Origin of the sequence: Leclercia sp. LTM14 (assembly GCF_023736175.1) — a bacterium.
Taxonomy (GTDB): Bacteria; Pseudomonadota; Gammaproteobacteria; order Enterobacterales; family Enterobacteriaceae; genus Enterobacter; species Enterobacter barmai.
Genome location: NZ_JAIKTT010000009.1, coordinates 194,657 through 211,061 on the forward strand (window position 1 = coordinate 194,657; position 16,405 = coordinate 211,061).

Consider the following 16,405-nt stretch of genomic DNA (forward strand, 5'->3'; position numbering starts at 1 on the left):
CTTGCTAGTGTTGTCTCCTGTGTTGTCCCTCTGGTACAGAAATCATGACCGTCATCTCATCGCGCAAAATTCTGCAACGCCGCCTGTGGGCGCTGTTTATGTTCTTCTTTATTCCCGGCCTGTTAATGGCCTCCTGGGCCACACGTACCCCCGCTATCCGCGACATTTTGTCGGTCTCAACGGCAGAGATGGGCATCGTGTTGTTTGGCCTGTCGATTGGCTCCATGAGCGGCATTCTTTGCTCCGCCTGGCTGGTTAAGCGCTTCGGCACGCGGAAAGTGATCCGCACCACCATGTGCTGCGCGATTGTGGGTATGATTATGCTCAGCGTTGCGCTGTGGTTCGCCTCCCCGCTGGCGTTTGCCCTCGGGCTCACCGTCTTTGGCGGCAGTTTTGGCGCCGCCGAAGTGGCCATCAACGTGGAAGGTGCCACCATCGAGCGCGAGATGAACAAAACCGTGCTGCCGATGATGCACGGCTTTTACAGCCTCGGCACGCTGGCAGGCGCGGGTGTCGGCATGGCGCTGACCGCCTCCGGCATTGCCGCGAATCTGCATATTTTGCTGGCGGCGCTGGTCTGTATCGCCCCGGTCCTGCTGGGTATCACCGCCATCCCGGACGGCAACGGCAAAAACCAGGCGGGCAAGAGCAAAACCGGTGAGAAAGGATTGCCGTTCTATCGCGATATGCAGCTGATGCTGATTGGCGTGGTGGTGCTGGCGATGGCCTTTGCCGAAGGCTCCGCGAACGACTGGCTGCCGCTGCTGATGGTGGACGGTCACGGATTCAGCCCCACCTCCGGCTCGCTGATTTACGCCGGGTTTACCCTCGGCATGACCGTCGGGCGCTTTACCGGCGGCTGGTTTATTGACCGCTACAGCCGCGTAACGGTGGTGCGCGCCAGTGCCCTGCTCGGCGGGCTGGGCATTGCGCTGATTATTTTTGTCGATGTCGACTGGATTGCCGGCGTGTCGGTGATCCTGTGGGGACTTGGCGCTTCGCTCGGCTTCCCGCTCACCATCTCGGCGGCCAGCGATACCGGCCCGGATGCGCCGACCCGCGTCAGCGTGGTTGCCACCACCGGCTACCTCGCCTTCCTGGTGGGCCCGCCGCTGCTGGGCTTCCTCGGCGAACATTATGGCTTACGCAGCGCCATGATGGTGGTACTGGGATTAGTGATGATTGCCGCCCTGGTTGCCCGGGCGGTCGCCAAACCGGCCGCACAGGCTGGATCTGTCATGGAGAATGGATATGAGCGTTAAAATGATTGCGGTTGATATGGATGGCACCTTCCTGAACGATGCGAAGGAGTACAATCGCGCGCGCTTCCTGCGCCAGTATGCGCAGATGAAGGAACGGGGCATTCGGTTTGTGGTCGCCAGCGGCAACCAGTATTACCAGCTGATCTCCTTTTTCCCGGAGATAGCCGATGAGATTGCCTTTGTGGCCGAAAACGGCGGCTGGGTGGTGAATGCCGGTGAAGACGTCTATAACGGCGAGCTGACCCAGGCGCAGTTCGCCACCGTGGCGGAATTTCTCTGTTCAATTCCCGAAGTAGAAGTGATCGCCTGTGGCAAAGGCAGCGCTTATACCCTCAAGCACTATGGCGAGGCGTTCCATGACGTGGCAGCGAAGTATTATCATCGCCTGGAAAAGGTGGATAACTTCGACAACTTCAACGATATCTTCTTTAAATTCGGGCTGAATCTGCCGGACGAAGAGATCCCGCGCATCCAGGCGATGATCCACCAGAAGCTGAGCGATATTATGGTGCCGGTCACCACCGGGCACGGCAACATCGACCTGATCCTGCCGGGGATCCACAAGGCCAACGGCCTGCGCCTGCTCCAGGAGCTGTGGGGCATTGACGACAGCGAAGTGGTGGCCTTTGGCGACAGCGGTAACGACGTGGAGATGCTGAGCCAGGCCGGATTCAGCTTTGCCATGGCCAACGCCCGGGATCACATCAAAGCGGTCGCCCGCTATGAAGCGCCGCACAATAATGAAGAAGGGGTGCTGGAGGTTATCGACCGCGTGTTGAGCCGGGAAGCACCGTTCAACTAAGCAGGGTAATGCCCGGCGGCGCGTTGCTTGCACGGGCCTACGATATCGGGCCGTTTGTTAACACGACGCCCGTTTTTGTAGGCCGGGTAAGGCGAAGCCGCCACCCGGCTTGAATGCTTACTCCGGCTGTAACGAACTCCCCACCCGCTTATCTTTCAGGAACACAAACATCAGCGCCAGCCACAGCAGGCCGTTTGCCAGGTTGAACAGGCTGAACAACCCGTTGCCGCCGCTGCTGAAGGCGTGTTTGCTCACTTCGATACCCACAGTGAAGATCAGCATCTGCAACATGCCCATCGCCGCCGATACCGTACCTTTACTTACCTCGCTGGCAAACAGCGTCAGGCGCACCAGTCCGGCATTCGCCAGTCCAATACCAAACGCGTAAATGCTCAACCCGGCGGTCATCCACAGATAGGCATGGGATGACACCACCGTCGCTACCGCTGCCACCACCAGACCAATGACAATCGGCCAGCCGCCCATAATGATCAGCGAGCGCACGGTACGACGCGAGGTCAGGCGAGCCAGCACGACGTTACCCACAATCAGCGCGCCAAAAATCGGCACCTGCAGCAGGCCATACTCGTAGCTGCTGAGATGTTCACCGCTGATGATGATCACCGGCGACTGGGCGATCCACGCCAGCAGCGGCAGGCAGACAAAGCCAATGGCCAGCGCTCCCGCCACGAAGCGGACATTTTTCAGCACTTCTTTATAGTCGCGCCCCAGCTCCTGCAATGAGAGCTTCTCGCCAATACGGGTGGCGGTTTCCGGCATCGCCCGGTGCAGGCCGTAAAAAGAGATCGCCGCCAGCGCGGCAAACAGCACAAACATCCCCTCCCACGGTGCAACGTGGACCCAGGCCGCCCCCACCAGCGGGCCCAGCAGGGGCGCAATCAGCGCCACGTTAGCCATCAGGGCGGTGATTTTGATGCACACCGCCTCTTCAAACGACTCCTGGATGGCGGCATAGCCGACCGCGCCGATAAAGCACAGGCTGACTCCCTGTAAAAAACGCAGCACCATAAACTGCTCGATGGTTTGCGCCAGCAGGGTCGCCAGGCAGGTGACGATAAACCACGCCACCCCGGTGAGCATCACCGGACGACGGCCAATACGATCCGACAGCGGCCCAAGCAGCCACTGTAAAAACATTCCCCCCGCCAGATAGGCGGTCATGGAGGTGGGAACCCACTCGATCCCGGCGTTGTACTGCTCGACCACCGCCAGCATGCCGGGCTGGATCATATCGTTGCCGATATAGGTGGAGAATTCGTAAAGCACCAGGCACAGGGGGAACAGCAACGCCTGACGCCCCAGGCGAGTGCCAGAAGAAGAACGGTTTAACATGGAGTCTCAATATCCGATAAAAAATCGCGCAGAGTGTAATGAAATGGCCGCGCCAGATATAGCAGATTCACGCGGCAGTTCAGAAATAAGGCACAAATCGCCGTCGTTTAAGGTTTCCTTAAGTTGGCATCCGTATGCTTGGGCTTTTCCAGTCATTGACCTTAATTATGACACAGATTTCCTCCGCTTCAGAATTGTCTAAGTTAAAGAGTTCTAAGACAAAACCCCTTTACCGCTTGCCGGTACGTTTTTATGGTTATCAGCTTATTGCGCTGCTGGTTCTGGCCGGGATTTTCACGTGGCTTTCACGGGATGAGACCCTTGACCGGATGCTGACGGGCTACTGGTTTGACGCGGCGACTCAGCACTTTCCGCTGCAGCAGAACGCGCTGCTGGATCTGCTCAATCATCGACTGGCGAAATACCTGACCATTGCCCTGGCCGCCGGAACGCTGCTTTACGGCGCGTACCGACGCAACGCCCGGCTGGTAACCGGGGCTCTGTTAATGGGGCTGGGCACGGCGGTGGTTGGTGTGATGAAAGCCATCAGCCATCACAGCTGCCCCTGGGATCTGGTTGAGTACGGTGGCAAAGCGCTGTCGTATCCCTTGTTTGATACCGCCCCCGCCGGCAGTGGCCCTGGCCGCTGTTTCCCGGGCGGACACGCCTCAAGCGGCTTTATGGTGATGGGGCTGTTCTTCGCCTTCTGGCGCGAGCGTCCGCGCCTGGCCTGGGGAATGGTGGTAGCGGGTATTGTGCTCGGGCTGGTCATGGGCTATGGCCAGGTGATGCGCGGGGCACATTTCTTCTCCCATAACCTGTGGGCAGGTTGGTGGGTGTGGTTTTCACAGGTGGTGGCCTACGGCCTTGTTTCCGCCTGGTTTGCAAAAGAGTGACGAGGGTATGTTAGAAAATCTGAACTACGGACTGTTTGAACTGATCAACGCCACACCTGCTTCACCGGAGTGGAGCATCAAACTCGCCACCTTTGTGGCGAAAGATATGATTAGCATCGTTCCGGCGCTGATTGCGATCCTCTGGCTGTGGGGGCCGCGCAAGCAGGTAAGTGCCCAGCGCCAGCTGGTGATTAAGATCGCCATGGCGCTGCTGATTAGCCTGGCGGCGTCCTGGCTGCTGGGGCATATGTTCCCGCATGACCGCCCGTTTGTCGATCGTGTCGGCTATAACTTCCTGCATCATGCCGCCGACGACTCCTTCCCGAGCGATCACGGCACCGTCATCTTCACCTTTGCGCTGGCGTTCCTGTTCTGGCATCGCGTCTGGTCGGGCATCGTCCTGATGATAGTGGCCTGCACCATCGCCTGGTCCCGCGTCTACCTTGGCGTGCACTGGCCGATGGACATGCTGGGCGGACTGATGGTCGGCATGCTGGGCTGCCTGAGCGCGCAGATCCTGTGGAATCTGTGCGGTGACGTTATCTATCAACGTCTTTCGCAGCTGTACCGGTTCTGCTTTGCCCTGCCTATCCGTAAAGGCTGGATACGTGACTAATTCGGGTTTAGCGAGTTAAACTTGAGCCCCCGGCGTAACGGGGGTTCATTTATGGCTCCGAGGATCTATGGAAACACGACGTGACGAACGGCTGGCTCAACTGATTAATGCGCTCAAGCGCAGCGACAAATTGCACCTGAAAGAAGCCGCCGCGCTGCTGGGTGTCTCCGAGATGACCATTCGTCGCGATCTCAACAGTGAAAGTGGCCCTGTGGTGCTGCTTGGCGGCTATATCGTCCTTGAGCCCCGCAGCGCCAGCCACTATCTGCTGAGCGATCAAAAGACCCGCCTGGTGGATGAGAAGCGCAAAGCCGCGCGTCTTGCCGCGTCGCTGGTACAACCCCATCAGACGCTGTTTTTCGATTGCGGCACCACCACGCCGTGGATCATCGAAGCCATTGATAACGACCTGCCGTTTACCGGCGTCTGCTACTCTCTGAACACCTTCCTCGCGTTGCAGGAAAAGCCCGAATGCCGGGTGATCCTCTGCGGCGGTGAGTTCCACGCCAGCAATGCGATTTTCAAACCGCTTAATTTACAGGACACGCTCAATAACCTGTGTCCGGATATCGCCTTTTACTCCGCGGCGGGCGTGCATGTCCGTCAGGGGGCGACCTGCTTTAATCTCGACGAGCTGCCGGTAAAACAGTGGGCGATGAATATGGCCCAGTACCATGTGCTGGTGGTGGACCACAGCAAGATTGGCAAAGTGCGCCCGGCGCGAATGGGTGAGCTGACGCGCTTTAACGCCATTGTGAGCGACTGTCGCCCGGACGAGGAGCTGGTTTCTTATGCAAAGGCGCAGCAGATTAAGCTGATGTACTGAGTGCGGGTTATTGCCCGGCGGCGCTACGCTTGCGCGGGCCTACGATTTGGGCCGGTTGGCGACCTGACGCCCGGCGGCGCTGCGCTTGCGCGGGCCTACGGTATTGGGCTGATTGGTGGCCTGATGCCCGGCGGCGCTGCGCTTGCGTGGGCCTACGATTTGGGCCGGTTGGCGGCCTGACGCCCGGCGGCGCTGCGCTTGCGCGGGCCTACGATATTTGTAGGCCGGGTAAGGCGAAGCCGCCACCCGGCGTTGTTTTCAACTACTTAAACCAACCACCAAACCACTCGTGGAATTTCATCATTACGTAATCCCACATCCGGCCGAAGAAGCCGCCCTCTTCCACCGCTTCCATCACCACCAGCGGACGCTGTTCAATGGATTTGCCGTTTAGCTGGAAGTCGATGGTGCCCACCACCTGGCCTTTCTTCAACGGTGCGGTGAGCTGTTTATCGGTCAGGGTGTAGCTCGCTTTCAGGTTTTTAAGCTGGCCGCGCGGAATGGTCACGGAACCGCTTTCGCCGGCACCGAGGCTAACCTCGCTCTTATCGCCAAACCAGACGCGCTGGCTGACAAAGGTCGCGTCCGGCTTAATCGGCGTGACGGTTTCGAAGAAGCGGAAGCCCCAGGTCAGCAGTTTTTCCGACTCGTTAAAGCGGATGCGGTCGGTTTTGGTGCCCAGCACCACCGAGATCAGACGCATATCGCCCTGAGTGGCTGACGCCACGAGGTTATACCCTGCCCCTGCCGTGGTACCGGTTTTCATGCCGTCGACGTTCACGTTGCTGCTCCAGAGCAGGCGGTTACGGTTCGGCTGGCGGATCTTATTGAAGGTGAACTCTTTCTCTTTGTGGATCGCATACTCTTCCGGCACGTCATGAATCAGCGCCTTACCGAGCAGCGCCATATCGCGGGCAGTACTGAACTGACCCGGCGCATCCAGGCCGTGAACCGTTTTAAAGGTGGTGTTAGTGAGGCCTAATTTTTGCGCATACCCATTCATCAGACCAATGAACGAATCCTGGCTGCCGGCCACATAATCGGCCAGCGCGATGCAGGCATCATTCCCCGACTGAATAATTACCCCTTTATTCAGGTCGGAAACCGCCACCTGATCGCCGGGCTTGAGGAACATCACCGAGGAGCCACGGAGCGCCGGGTTGCCGGTCGCCCAGGCGTCTTTGCCGATGGTCACCATGTCGGTGAGCTTGATTTTGCCCGCTTTCAGCGCCTGCCCCACCACGTAGCTGGTCATGATTTTTGTCAGGCTTGCAGGGTCGAGTTTCTCGTCCGCATTGCCTTCGGCCAGCACTTTGCCGCTGGCATAGTCCATCAATATCCAGGCGCGCGCATCAACCGGCGGGGCCTCTGGCGCCGCCTGTTCCGCTGCGTACAGCGAAGGTGCAAAAAGGACCAGCAGCGCAGAACCTGCCACCAGACCGCGTAAAGAAGAAGTTTTTCGCATCATGTTGCCACCCGAATTTCCATTCCAAAAATCACGTCACACTACCGTGCCGTAAGAAGCGATGAGTAATAACGTACTAAAGCCTTAAAAAAACCAAATCCTGGTAAAGTTTTTAAAGTTTATGCAATAACAACCCGATACGCTTTGACCTCATCGATTTTTTTCGCCTCTGTTGCGTATTTGTTGGGTTTATCTCACCATGTGAAGCCATACACTCGGATGTTATCTTAAGATCGGCTTTAATTATAAGGGGTTATTATGATTACGTTGTGGGGCAGGAACAATTCAACCAACGTCAAAAAGGTGCTCTGGACGCTGGAAGAGCTCGATTTACCCTTTAACCAGATCATGGCGGGACTGGAGTTCGGGGTGAATAAAGACGCGGAGTATCTGGCGATGAACCCCAATGGCCTGGTTCCGCTGCTGCGCGATGACGAAACCGACCTGACGCTGTGGGAATCCAACGCCATCGTGCGCTACCTCGCCGCACAATATGGCCAGAACCGACTCTGGATCGATGCTCCCGCAAAGCGTGCCGTTGGTGAAAAGTGGATGGACTGGGCCAACCAGACGCTGTCGCCTGCCCACCGGGTGATCCTGATGGGGCTGGTGAGAACCCCGGAAGCCGAGCGTAACTACCCGGCCATTAATGCCGCAAAAGAGAGCTGCGAATCCCTGCTCGCCATGCTGGATGAAACCCTGGCGACACAGCCGTGGCTGTCGGGCGACGACTTTGGCGTGGGCGACATCGCCGTCGCGCCCTTTGTCTGGAACCTCACCAACGTTGGCCTGGAGTGGACTTCGCGCCCGCATCTGGAACGCTGGATGGCTAAGCTGAGCGAACGCCCTGCCTACCGTAACGTGGTGATGATCCCGGTTACTTAAGCTATTTCCCGGACGGGCTGACTTTTAACAGCTGCCCGTCCGACTCATCGGTCAGCACGTATAAATAGCCATCCGGCCCGACCCGCACATCGCGGACCCGTTGCTCGCGATCCCCCAGAATGCGCCCCTCTTCGGTTACCCTTTTGTCGTTAACGTTCAGTACGATCACATCCTTGTCCTTCAGCGCGCCGATAAACAGTTTGTTTTTCCACTGCGGGAAAACATCGCTGTTATAGAAGGCCATCCCGCTCAGGGCCGGGGACTGCTTCCAGACAAACAGCGGCGGCTCGGTGCCTTCAACATGCTCACCTTTGGCCTCCGGGATCGGCAAGCCGCTGTAGTTGATGCCGTGCGTCGCCAGCGGCCAGCCGTAGTTTTTGCCTTTTTCCGGGATGTTGATCTCATCCCCGCCGCGCGGGCCGTGCTCGTTAAGCCACAGGGTATCGCTCCACGGATTCATCGCCATCCCCTGCGGGTTGCGGATCCCGTAAGACCAGATTTCCGGCCGCGCATCGTTACGGTTTACGAAGGGGTTATCGCCCGGAACCGCACCCTGATCGGTCAGGCGCACCACCTTGCCCTGCAGCTTGTCCAGATCCTGGGCGGTAGGCCGCTGGTTATTCTCGCCCAGCGCGATATAGAGATAGCCTTTGCCGTCGAACACCAGCCGACCGCCAAAATGATTACCGGTAGAGAGTTTTGGCTGCTGGCGGAAGACCACCTTAAAGGCCTCCAGCCGCGTATTATCGTCGCTCAGACGGCCATACCCCACCGCCGTACCTGCTTTTCCGTCATCCCCCGCTTCGGCATAGCTCAGCCAGACCCGGCGCGAGGTCGCGAAGTCAGGTGCCAGCACCACGTCGAGCAGTCCGCCCTGGCCGTTAGCCCAGACCTTCGGCACGCCGACGATGGGATCGGAAAGCCCCTTACCCGCCTGCCAGCGCTTAAGCTGGCCGCCTTTCAGGGTGATCAACATGCCCTGATCTCCCGGCAGGAACGCCAGCGACCAGGGGTGATCGAGTTTATTTTGCAGCACTTCGACCTTCACGTCGGCGGGTGCCGCACACAGCGAGGCGGATATCAGCAACATTGGCAGGGAAATAAGCGAGGATCGACGCATAATGCACTCCTTTTCGACATATGCCTTAAAGGTAGCCACTCAGCGCAGGGGCACTCTTACTTTTACAAAAACTTAAACAGTTGGGGGAGTTGCCTCCCCCGGGGTCAGCTCCGAATCAGCGGTGCATGCGATTTCAGATACTGGATGCAGAGAGTGAGATCGTTCAGACAGTTTTCCAGCTTCTCTGCGTTGACGGCGATAAATGTCGGGCAATCGTGGTTGCCGGTCATCATACAGACGCCTGCGGTAGTGAGCGAACCGGCGGCGCGATAGAGCATAGCCTGCTCCTCGGGATTACAATAGGCTCTCAGTTCAGGCGCTTTTTCACGCATATAAGTACAAAGTTCAAAGAAGTTGTCACGCAGATGGTCGCTTTCGCTGACTGACATGTACCCCTTCGCTTTCCTCAACTGCAGATAGGCCGCGAGATCAATTCGGGCGTTGATCATCTTGTTCAGAAGATCGCGTTTTAGTCTGTCAACGGACATGCTATTTCCCCCCTTGTCAGCTTAGAACACCTTTAGATTATGGCTGTTTTTTGTACAACTTAATGCGTCAGGTCAATAATACGCGACTGTTTTGCATAATTTACAATGTTAAATCGCCGCGTCCAGGCAGCAGCGAGAAGGCCTGCAGCGCGGGTAAATTCAAAATCATACTTCTCCCTCACAGCAGCGGGCGCGCAACCTGCTATTTTTCAGAGGGTCGCGCGGTGATACAGAGGGCGTATGCAAACCTTGCCGGTATCAGAAAAGATCGTCTCGTTAACCCGGATCGACCTGAATCTGCTGACCCTCTTTTGCCTGATTTACAGCGTGGGCAGTATCTCCCGAGTGGCCGATATGCTGGACATATCGCCTTCCGCCGTCAGCCAGTCGCTGCGAAAACTGCGCGAGCAGATGGGCGATAACCTGTTTGTGCGCAGCGGCAATATTCTGCTGCCCACGGTCTATGCGGATGAGCTGTACGATAATATCCTGCCGATCATCGATAAACTTGCCACCCTGCTTCCGCTCTCGTCACAGATTAAAAAGAGAAGGCTGACGCTCTATACCGAATCCTTTATTTCGCCGCTGGTCGTACCCGATCTCACGGAAAAGATTGTCAGGATGAATTCGGATATCAGCCTGCTGCACCGCACCGCCGATCTCAACGAAGCGAAAATTACCGAACTGCTGAATATGCGCCAGGCGGATGTGGTGTTCTCCACCTTTTCTGTTGAGAGCAGTAATCTTTCTTGCCAGAAGATGAGTGATATGACGCTGGTGTTGATTGCTGCAAAAGATAATCCTCTTTATGGGGATACGGTAACGGAAGAGATGTTCAGGGAGGCCAACCTTGTGGGCTACAACACCAAAAACGAAAAGATTATTTATCACCGGAGCATCGTTGATAAAAAATTCCGTTCCAGCGAGCGCTGCCTGCTGACGACCTCTTTCGCGTCCATCCTGCTGATTGTTTCTCAGACCGACTGCCTGGGCATTATCCCCGAAAAGGTCTTTTCGACCTATGCCGGGATGTATAACCTGAAGAAACTGGATACGCCCTTCACGCTACCGCAATTCAGTATTTACTCTTCTTTCAGAAAAGAGATGAATAAACTGCTCTATTCTCTGCTGGCCGATTTCTCAGTAAATAACCCGACCTGAATGTTCAGAGAATAATAGCCGGGTTAGTATTTTTTGATTTTGTGCTTACCGAATTCGCTGTCATCGGCAATTTTTAATTCATTGACTAATTTGGACTGGGTCAGACCTGTGGCAACGGAAATACAGGATAATTCGACGCCGTAGGTGTGGAGGGTTTTGGCCATTTCTAATTTAGATTGCAGATAAATATCTCTCATAACGTACCTCATTTAAGTAATCGACGAGGTAAAAGATAAGTTATCTGTTTAACCAATCCAATAAGGGCCCCTTAAAGCCGGGATAAGAAAATCTTAGCCGCTGCCTGCACAGCACAGGGATCTGTATAAATCCCTGCAAGAACCCTGTACAATCCCTGCCCTTACAACTCCACAACTGACTACTTTTTAATCTATGAGCAATGTTACCCACCAGCCGAAAATCGGCTTCGTCTCCCTGGGCTGCCCGAAAGTCAAAAATTATACATTGCTGCCTTTGCTCTAATCCCCGACATCGCCGGTCTGAACGAAAAAACACCGGGATTCACTAATCTGTGCAAGCCGCATACCCTGACCCGCATCGGCTAATAAGGTGCCATTAAGGTGCCAATAAACTTTTGGCCTTTGCCTGTGACTTGCCAGGATTGTTGCGTATGTAGTTATAAATCTGCGGGATATCCGATATCTGCGGCGCTGGAGTTGTCTTGTGTCGCCGAAGGTATCCCACTTCGTGTGACAGATAAAGCAGGTTAAAAAGCAACAGAAAGGCTGGGACAAATCCAGCCATTCCGCTCACAGATGAAATCCACCAAAGCAGGCTAACTGACTTTTCGGCCTTGCCGGAATGCTTGGCGCGCTTCGTTCAAACTCATAACATTAGCCCCACCTCTGTAATCTGGTTCTTCAGCCTGAACAGGATCATCCTCCCAGTTGCATACCGGGCAAATCTCATAACTTCCCTCTTCGGGGAATTCATACTGACAGCAACAAGAGCATGAGTGTACAAGATCCATCATTTTCAAACTTCGCCACCTGAAATTTGATAGTCGAGATCTTCCTGATAGAATTCTTGGCCTAAAATCCCTTCAATGGCTCTAACTTTTTGTTCGGTCAGATTCCACCCTCCAAGCCCCGCAGCAAAATCGTTATAGTCCTCTTCGCTCCACTCCATAACCTCACTAACTTCAGGAAGTTTTTCTTTAGGTACTTCAACCTCAAAAACAAGTAGTTCATCTACACGATCAAATGCATCAACAGTATAAATAATTGTCATTTTTCTACCCTTCTGGTTGGATCCGCTGGCTTGGTCTGCTCTCCTGATACAGGATCAAACTCCCCGAGATGGTTTCGGCCTGATCGATCATACATTTCAACCGTACCGTGCTGTGAGTCCCACTCGAAAATACGCCCTTTAGAATCCTTCCATCTTGAACGTAATGTTCCCCCACCTTTTACTGGGGTTCTTTTCTTAGCCGTTTTAGCATCGGGAAATGCGGGTAATGGCGGTGTACCTCGCGGAGCCACGTGATACTTATGATCCGCATTCAGATAGATATAAATCGGCGGAATATCCGATACAGGCAGGATCAGAATATAATCCGCGAAACTCTTCTCCTCTGGTGCAGGAGTTGTCGTACTGGTGATCTGAGTTCCATCCGGCAGCGGGTTAACAAGGATCGTTCCCGGTAGCCTGAGTGGGGTTTGATTACCTGTATTTGACGGAGTGCGCACACCAGAATGGTCCGGGGTCCAGATGATTGTTACCGGGCTTTCTTCCTCGGTGGTGAAGGTGTACGCCTGTCGGGTGATGTCCCACTGCATTTTACGGACCCGCACCCTGTCTTTACCGGATGGGGTGTGCCAGCCATGCGGGACGGGGTTTCCGTTACTGTCATTCTCCCATGTGTAGCGAACGCGCGTGGGCGCTTCACTCATCTGTGCAAGCCGCATTCGGTCGATGAAATCTTGCTCACCGTCGTTCAGCCGTCCGGGCATCATACCCACTAAAAACCCGGCAACGGATGCGCCTGCACCAGCCGTGGCGATTTCAGCACCGCGTACCGCCCATGTGCCATAGGTAGCAAAGCGCCCGCCAATCTGTTCAAGAACATTAACCCCGGCGGTAGCTGTCTGTGCTCTGGTTGCACTGGCTGCGGCTGCAACTGCGGCCTGGTACTCCATTTCTTCATGGTTGCCGTTAAACCACTTGTACAGGGTGCTGCGCTTCTTCGGTTTTGGGATATCCGGGGCTGGTGGCTTTTTCTTTGCTGTCTGTGCGTGCTGTGGTGCATCTGAGTCGGTTGCTGCATCCGTAGCAGGAGCCGCCTTAAACAAGCCCATATCAGCAAAATTGGTATGAGGCTCCTGCTGCGTCCCTGCATCGTTACAGCCTTCACCACGAAGACAGGATTTTGCAAAACCCGGTTATGTTCCCGCTCTTCTGCCCGTCGCTTCTCTTCTGCTTCCTGAGCGGCTTTACGTTCTGCAAATAGTTGTGCTTGCGCGGCAATCGACGGATCCACTCCCGGCCCTACCCACTGCCCGGCAGGTGCGATAATCCAGTTAGACCCTGAAGGGCAGGCACAGCGCACGACTGAACCATCTACCGCGGCTATTTTCCCCATATTGGTATCGCGTGGTTCTCCCGAAACCACAACACCAGGTTCGCCACATTTGGGACACCGGGTCGTTTTATCACCAACACGCATGACTCTGCGCCCGTGCTCGGTATCGTTGGACATAGAAGCAATACAGACAGCGCCAGTGGTCGTTTTATCACCTTCCAGCGCCGTTCCCCGTCCGTAGCAATCTGAACGATGTCCCATTACGCTACCTCATGGGCAGATAAAAAATCCTCCGGAACAGGATCATCTTCATACTTAACAATAAATCCGCAGTTAGCAGGCGTGCTGATAATTTCATCCCCGTTTTCCAGAAGGCTTCCGACCAGCCCCATTCCTTTACCTGCCACGGTGTGAGACTGACCTGCGCTGGTGGCAATCCTGCTCTTTGTGCCATCTGCATAGGTAACGGTGCAGCCTTCATACAATATACTGGCATACTGACCATTACTGAGCAGGGCTTTTGCGCCTTTGTTCGGATCGGGTTCAAATTCATCAGCAATACCTCCTCGCCGTGTCAGACTCCCTGCAACAGCAGGCCGATAAACGGCAGCGACGGGACGTTGCTGTAACGCCAGCTGTTTCATGACAATTTTACGGGCATCTTCGGGCATTTCAGCGATTTGTTCAGGGGTGAATGCTGGCTCTTTCAGGCTTGCCAGAATTTCCGGGGTAAGATCGTTGTTGTACTGTTTCATAAGTCCCTCTACTTGTTATAAAAATAATTCCGATGGTCATTTTACAAACAATAACCACATAATCAATAAGCATAAAATCTAAACGAACATCGTTTCGTAATAGCAAGAATGGACTTGCACCGAAAAGCCGTACCGACCACAATTCTTCAGTACAATTTTCTCCTCAACCTCTGTACAATCCCTGCCCTGATAACTCCATAACTGACTACTTTTTAATCTATGAGCAATGTTACCCACCAGCCGAAAATCGGCTTCGTCTCCCTGGGCTGCCCGAAAAACCTGGTGGATTCCGAACGTATCCTGACCGAACTTCGCACCGAAGGCTATGACGTGGTGCCAAGCTACGACAACGCCGATATGGTGATCGTTAACACCTGCGGCTTTATCGACAGCGCCGTGCAGGAGTCTCTGGAAGCCATCGGGGAAGCGCTCACCGAGAACGGCAAGGTGATTGTCACCGGTTGTCTGGGCGCCAAAGTCGATCAAATCCGCGAAGTGCACCCTAAGGTGCTGGAAATCACCGGTCCGCACAGCTACGAGCAGGTGCTGGAACATGTGCATCACTATGTACCAAAACCAAAGCACAACCCGTTCCTGAGCCTGGTGCCGGAACAGGGTGTGAAGCTGACCCCGCGTCACTACGCGTACTTAAAAATTTCCGAAGGCTGCAACCATCGCTGCACCTTCTGCATTATCCCGTCCATGCGTGGCGATCTGGTGAGCCGTCCGATTGGCGAAGTGCTGGCCGAAGCCAAACGTCTGGCGGATGCGGGCGTCAAAGAGCTGCTGGTGATCTCTCAGGACACCTCCGCCTACGGCGTGGACGTGAAGCACCGCTCCGGTTTCCACAACGGCGAGCCGGTGAAAACCAGCATGGTCGGCCTGTGCGAACAGCTCGCTAAGCTCGGCATCTGGACCCGTCTGCACTACGTCTACCCGTATCCGCACGTGGACGACGTGATCCCGCTGATGGCGGAAGGCAAAATCCTGCCGTACCTGGATATCCCGCTGCAGCACGCCAGCCCGCGTATTCTGAAGCTGATGAAGCGTCCTGGCTCCGTTGACCGCCAGCTGGCGCGCATCAAGCAGTGGCGTGAAATCTGCCCGGATCTGACCCTGCGCTCCACCTTTATCGTTGGCTTCCCGGGTGAAACCGAAGAAGACTTCCAGATGCTGCTCGACTTCCTGGTCGAAGCGCGTCTGGATCGCGTGGGCTGCTTCAAGTACAGCCCGGTGGAAGGCGCGACCGCCAACGAACTGGCGGATCAGGTGCCGGAAGAGGTCAAAGAAGAGCGCTGGAACCGCTTCATGCAGCTGCAACAGCAGGTCTCTGCTGAACGTCTGCAGGAGAAAGTGGGCCGCGAAATCATGGTCATCATCGACGAAGTGGATGAAGAAGGCGCCATTGGCCGCAGCATGGCCGATGCCCCGGAAATCGACGGTGCGGTCTACCTGAACGGTGAAACCAAAGTGAAACCGGGTGATATCGTGCGCGTGAAGGTTGAGAACGCCGACGAGTATGACCTGTGGGGTACGCGGGTTTAATTTCGTTTTGCTCACTCTCCATTCAGGGAGAGGGATGGGGTGAGGGGAACACATCGCACCGTAATAACATCGCCGGGTGGCGGCTGCGCCTTACCCGGCCTACAAATCGGTATCCGTTTGTAGGCCCGTGCAAGCGCAGCGCCGCCGGGCGGTTCCTGGCTGTTTCCATGTAATATTTCACGTTGCTTTAAAACTTTGCGAGGCGGATTCCGGGAATGGTTTTTCCAGGTTGTCGCCTCGATCTCCTCGCAGTATCTTCCTGTTGCGCCTGCAAAAACAGGCGTCGGGATTGGCCTCTCGCGAAGATGACAGGGTTTCTTAATTTTGAGGAGATTCCCTATGTCTACAAACCATGCTCACCCAATTTTCACCGTCCACTTCTCCCACAACACTGACTTCACCGTGCTGGCGAATCACTGCGAGCGTTTTGCTCAAACCCTGCTGGAAACCGACGAACCTGCCGAGAAGCTGGCGCTGTGCGCCCGACGCAACACTGCCGGGTGGCGGCTCCGCCTTACCCGGCCTACGAAACAATCACGCCGCGCTGGCTGCACATGGCAATTGATGCGCTGATGGACTAAGACCCCAGGCCGGGCAAACGCAGTGCCGCCCGGCGCAACAATGCACTGCCGGGTGGCGGCTGCGCCTTACCCGGCCTACAAAACTTCATTATTTCGCCCCTCCCCTCTCTG

18 protein-coding genes and 1 pseudogene are annotated in these 16,405 nt (G+C 55.5%); 9 read left to right on the forward strand and 10 right to left on the reverse strand.

Going from position 1 to position 16,405, the window contains the following annotated elements; genetic code table 11:
- The first annotated feature begins 44 nt into the window (after window positions 1–44).
- Both K5I40_RS17865 and K5I40_RS17870 read left to right on the forward strand, forming a co-directional pair.
- On the forward strand, window positions 45–1,262 hold the full coding sequence (locus K5I40_RS17865) for an MFS transporter (RefSeq protein ID WP_223075031.1): 1,218 nt from the start codon (window positions 45–47) through the stop codon (window positions 1,260–1,262).
- Window positions 1,252–2,064 (forward strand): Cof-type HAD-IIB family hydrolase, encoded by an 813-nt coding sequence (locus K5I40_RS17870; protein WP_223075030.1) that lies wholly within the window; start codon window positions 1,252–1,254, stop codon window positions 2,062–2,064. Before K5I40_RS17865 ends, K5I40_RS17870 begins: the two co-directional genes overlap by 11 nt.
- Before the next feature lie 117 nt (window positions 2,065–2,181).
- Here K5I40_RS17870 and K5I40_RS17875 read toward each other — a convergent pair whose 3' ends face one another.
- Window positions 2,182–3,417: an MFS transporter gene (locus K5I40_RS17875; protein ID WP_223075029.1), complete on the reverse strand. Its 1,236-nt coding sequence runs from the start codon at window positions 3,415–3,417 to the stop codon at window positions 2,182–2,184.
- Between the two features lie 167 nt (window positions 3,418–3,584).
- On the opposite strand from K5I40_RS17875, the gene K5I40_RS17880 reads away from it, so the two are divergent.
- The 3 genes from K5I40_RS17880 (at window position 3,585) to deoR (ending at window position 5,755) form a co-directional block, all read left to right on the forward strand.
- Complete coding sequence (locus K5I40_RS17880) at window positions 3,585–4,313, forward strand: phosphatase PAP2 family protein (RefSeq protein ID WP_223075028.1); 729 nt, start codon at window positions 3,585–3,587, stop codon at window positions 4,311–4,313.
- Between the two features lie 7 nt (window positions 4,314–4,320).
- Complete coding sequence (gene ybjG, locus K5I40_RS17885) at window positions 4,321–4,929, forward strand: undecaprenyl-diphosphate phosphatase (RefSeq protein WP_223075027.1); 609 nt, start codon at window positions 4,321–4,323, stop codon at window positions 4,927–4,929.
- A 67-nt stretch (window positions 4,930–4,996) separates the two neighbouring features.
- Entirely contained in the window at window positions 4,997–5,755 is a 759-nt protein-coding gene (gene deoR / locus K5I40_RS17890) for a DNA-binding transcriptional repressor DeoR (protein WP_139564623.1), read from the forward strand.
- A gap of 262 nt (window positions 5,756–6,017) precedes the next feature.
- On the opposite strand, the gene dacC is transcribed toward deoR, so the two are convergent.
- Entirely contained in the window at window positions 6,018–7,223 is a 1,206-nt protein-coding gene (dacC, locus tag K5I40_RS17895) for a serine-type D-Ala-D-Ala carboxypeptidase (protein ID WP_039029607.1), read from the reverse strand.
- A gap of 255 nt (window positions 7,224–7,478) precedes the next feature.
- Between dacC and K5I40_RS17900 the strand changes: the two genes are divergently transcribed.
- Window positions 7,479–8,105, forward strand: a complete 627-nt coding sequence (locus K5I40_RS17900; protein WP_223075026.1) for a glutathione S-transferase family protein — start codon at window positions 7,479–7,481, stop codon at window positions 8,103–8,105.
- A 1-nt stretch (window position 8,106) separates the two neighbouring features.
- On the opposite strand, the gene K5I40_RS17905 is transcribed toward K5I40_RS17900, so the two are convergent.
- A complete protein-coding gene (locus tag K5I40_RS17905; protein WP_223075025.1) occupies window positions 8,107–9,225 on the reverse strand; it encodes a PQQ-dependent sugar dehydrogenase in 1,119 nt (372 codons plus the stop codon).
- A gap of 104 nt (window positions 9,226–9,329) precedes the next feature.
- Window positions 9,330–9,713 carry a biofilm formation regulator BssR gene (bssR, locus tag K5I40_RS17910; protein ID WP_039029610.1) on the reverse strand — a complete coding sequence of 128 codons (384 nt, stop codon included), beginning with the start codon at window positions 9,711–9,713 and terminating at the stop codon, window positions 9,330–9,332.
- A 240-nt stretch (window positions 9,714–9,953) separates the two neighbouring features.
- Here bssR and K5I40_RS17915 point away from each other — a divergent pair, with 240 nt between their 5' ends.
- Window positions 9,954–10,874, forward strand: a complete 921-nt coding sequence (locus K5I40_RS17915; protein WP_223075024.1) for a LysR family transcriptional regulator — start codon at window positions 9,954–9,956, stop codon at window positions 10,872–10,874.
- A 23-nt stretch (window positions 10,875–10,897) separates the two neighbouring features.
- Here the strand turns inward: K5I40_RS17915 and K5I40_RS17920 are convergent, their stop codons facing one another.
- The 6 genes and pseudogenes from K5I40_RS17920 to K5I40_RS17945 all read right to left on the reverse strand — a co-directional run bounded on the left by K5I40_RS17920 (window position 10,898) and on the right by K5I40_RS17945 (window position 14,168).
- Complete coding sequence (locus K5I40_RS17920) at window positions 10,898–11,071, reverse strand: glycine cleavage system protein T (RefSeq protein WP_138369502.1); 174 nt, start codon at window positions 11,069–11,071, stop codon at window positions 10,898–10,900.
- Window positions 11,072–11,667: 596 nt separating this feature from the next.
- Window positions 11,668–11,865, reverse strand: a complete 198-nt coding sequence (locus K5I40_RS17925) for a CPCC family cysteine-rich protein (protein ID WP_223075108.1) — start codon at window positions 11,863–11,865, stop codon at window positions 11,668–11,670.
- Window positions 11,866–11,867: 2 nt separating this feature from the next.
- Window positions 11,868–12,122 carry a pyocin S6 family toxin immunity protein gene (locus tag K5I40_RS17930; RefSeq protein ID WP_166181814.1) on the reverse strand — a complete coding sequence of 85 codons (255 nt, stop codon included), beginning with the start codon at window positions 12,120–12,122 and terminating at the stop codon, window positions 11,868–11,870.
- Window positions 12,119–13,189 carry an S-type pyocin domain-containing protein gene (locus K5I40_RS17935; protein ID WP_251929868.1) on the reverse strand — a complete coding sequence of 357 codons (1,071 nt, stop codon included), beginning with the start codon at window positions 13,187–13,189 and terminating at the stop codon, window positions 12,119–12,121. Before K5I40_RS17935 ends, K5I40_RS17930 begins: the two co-directional genes overlap by 4 nt.
- A gap of 293 nt (window positions 13,190–13,482) precedes the next feature.
- Window positions 13,483–13,674 (reverse strand): annotated as a pseudogene (locus K5I40_RS24035) (PAAR domain-containing protein); the annotation flags it as partial.
- A complete protein-coding gene (locus K5I40_RS17945; protein WP_223075022.1) occupies window positions 13,674–14,168 on the reverse strand; it encodes a hypothetical protein in 495 nt (164 codons plus the stop codon). The pseudogene K5I40_RS24035 and the gene K5I40_RS17945, both read right to left, overlap by 1 nt.
- Window positions 14,169–14,387: 219 nt before the next feature.
- On the opposite strand from K5I40_RS17945, the gene rimO reads away from it, so the two are divergent.
- Window positions 14,388–15,713, forward strand: coding sequence for a 30S ribosomal protein S12 methylthiotransferase RimO (gene rimO, locus K5I40_RS17950; RefSeq protein WP_223075021.1), 1,326 nt, complete (start codon window positions 14,388–14,390; stop codon window positions 15,711–15,713).
- Between the two features lie 339 nt (window positions 15,714–16,052).
- Window positions 16,053–16,286, forward strand: coding sequence for a hypothetical protein (locus tag K5I40_RS17955; protein ID WP_223075020.1), 234 nt, complete (start codon window positions 16,053–16,055; stop codon window positions 16,284–16,286).
- Window positions 16,287–16,405: the final 119 nt, after the last annotated feature.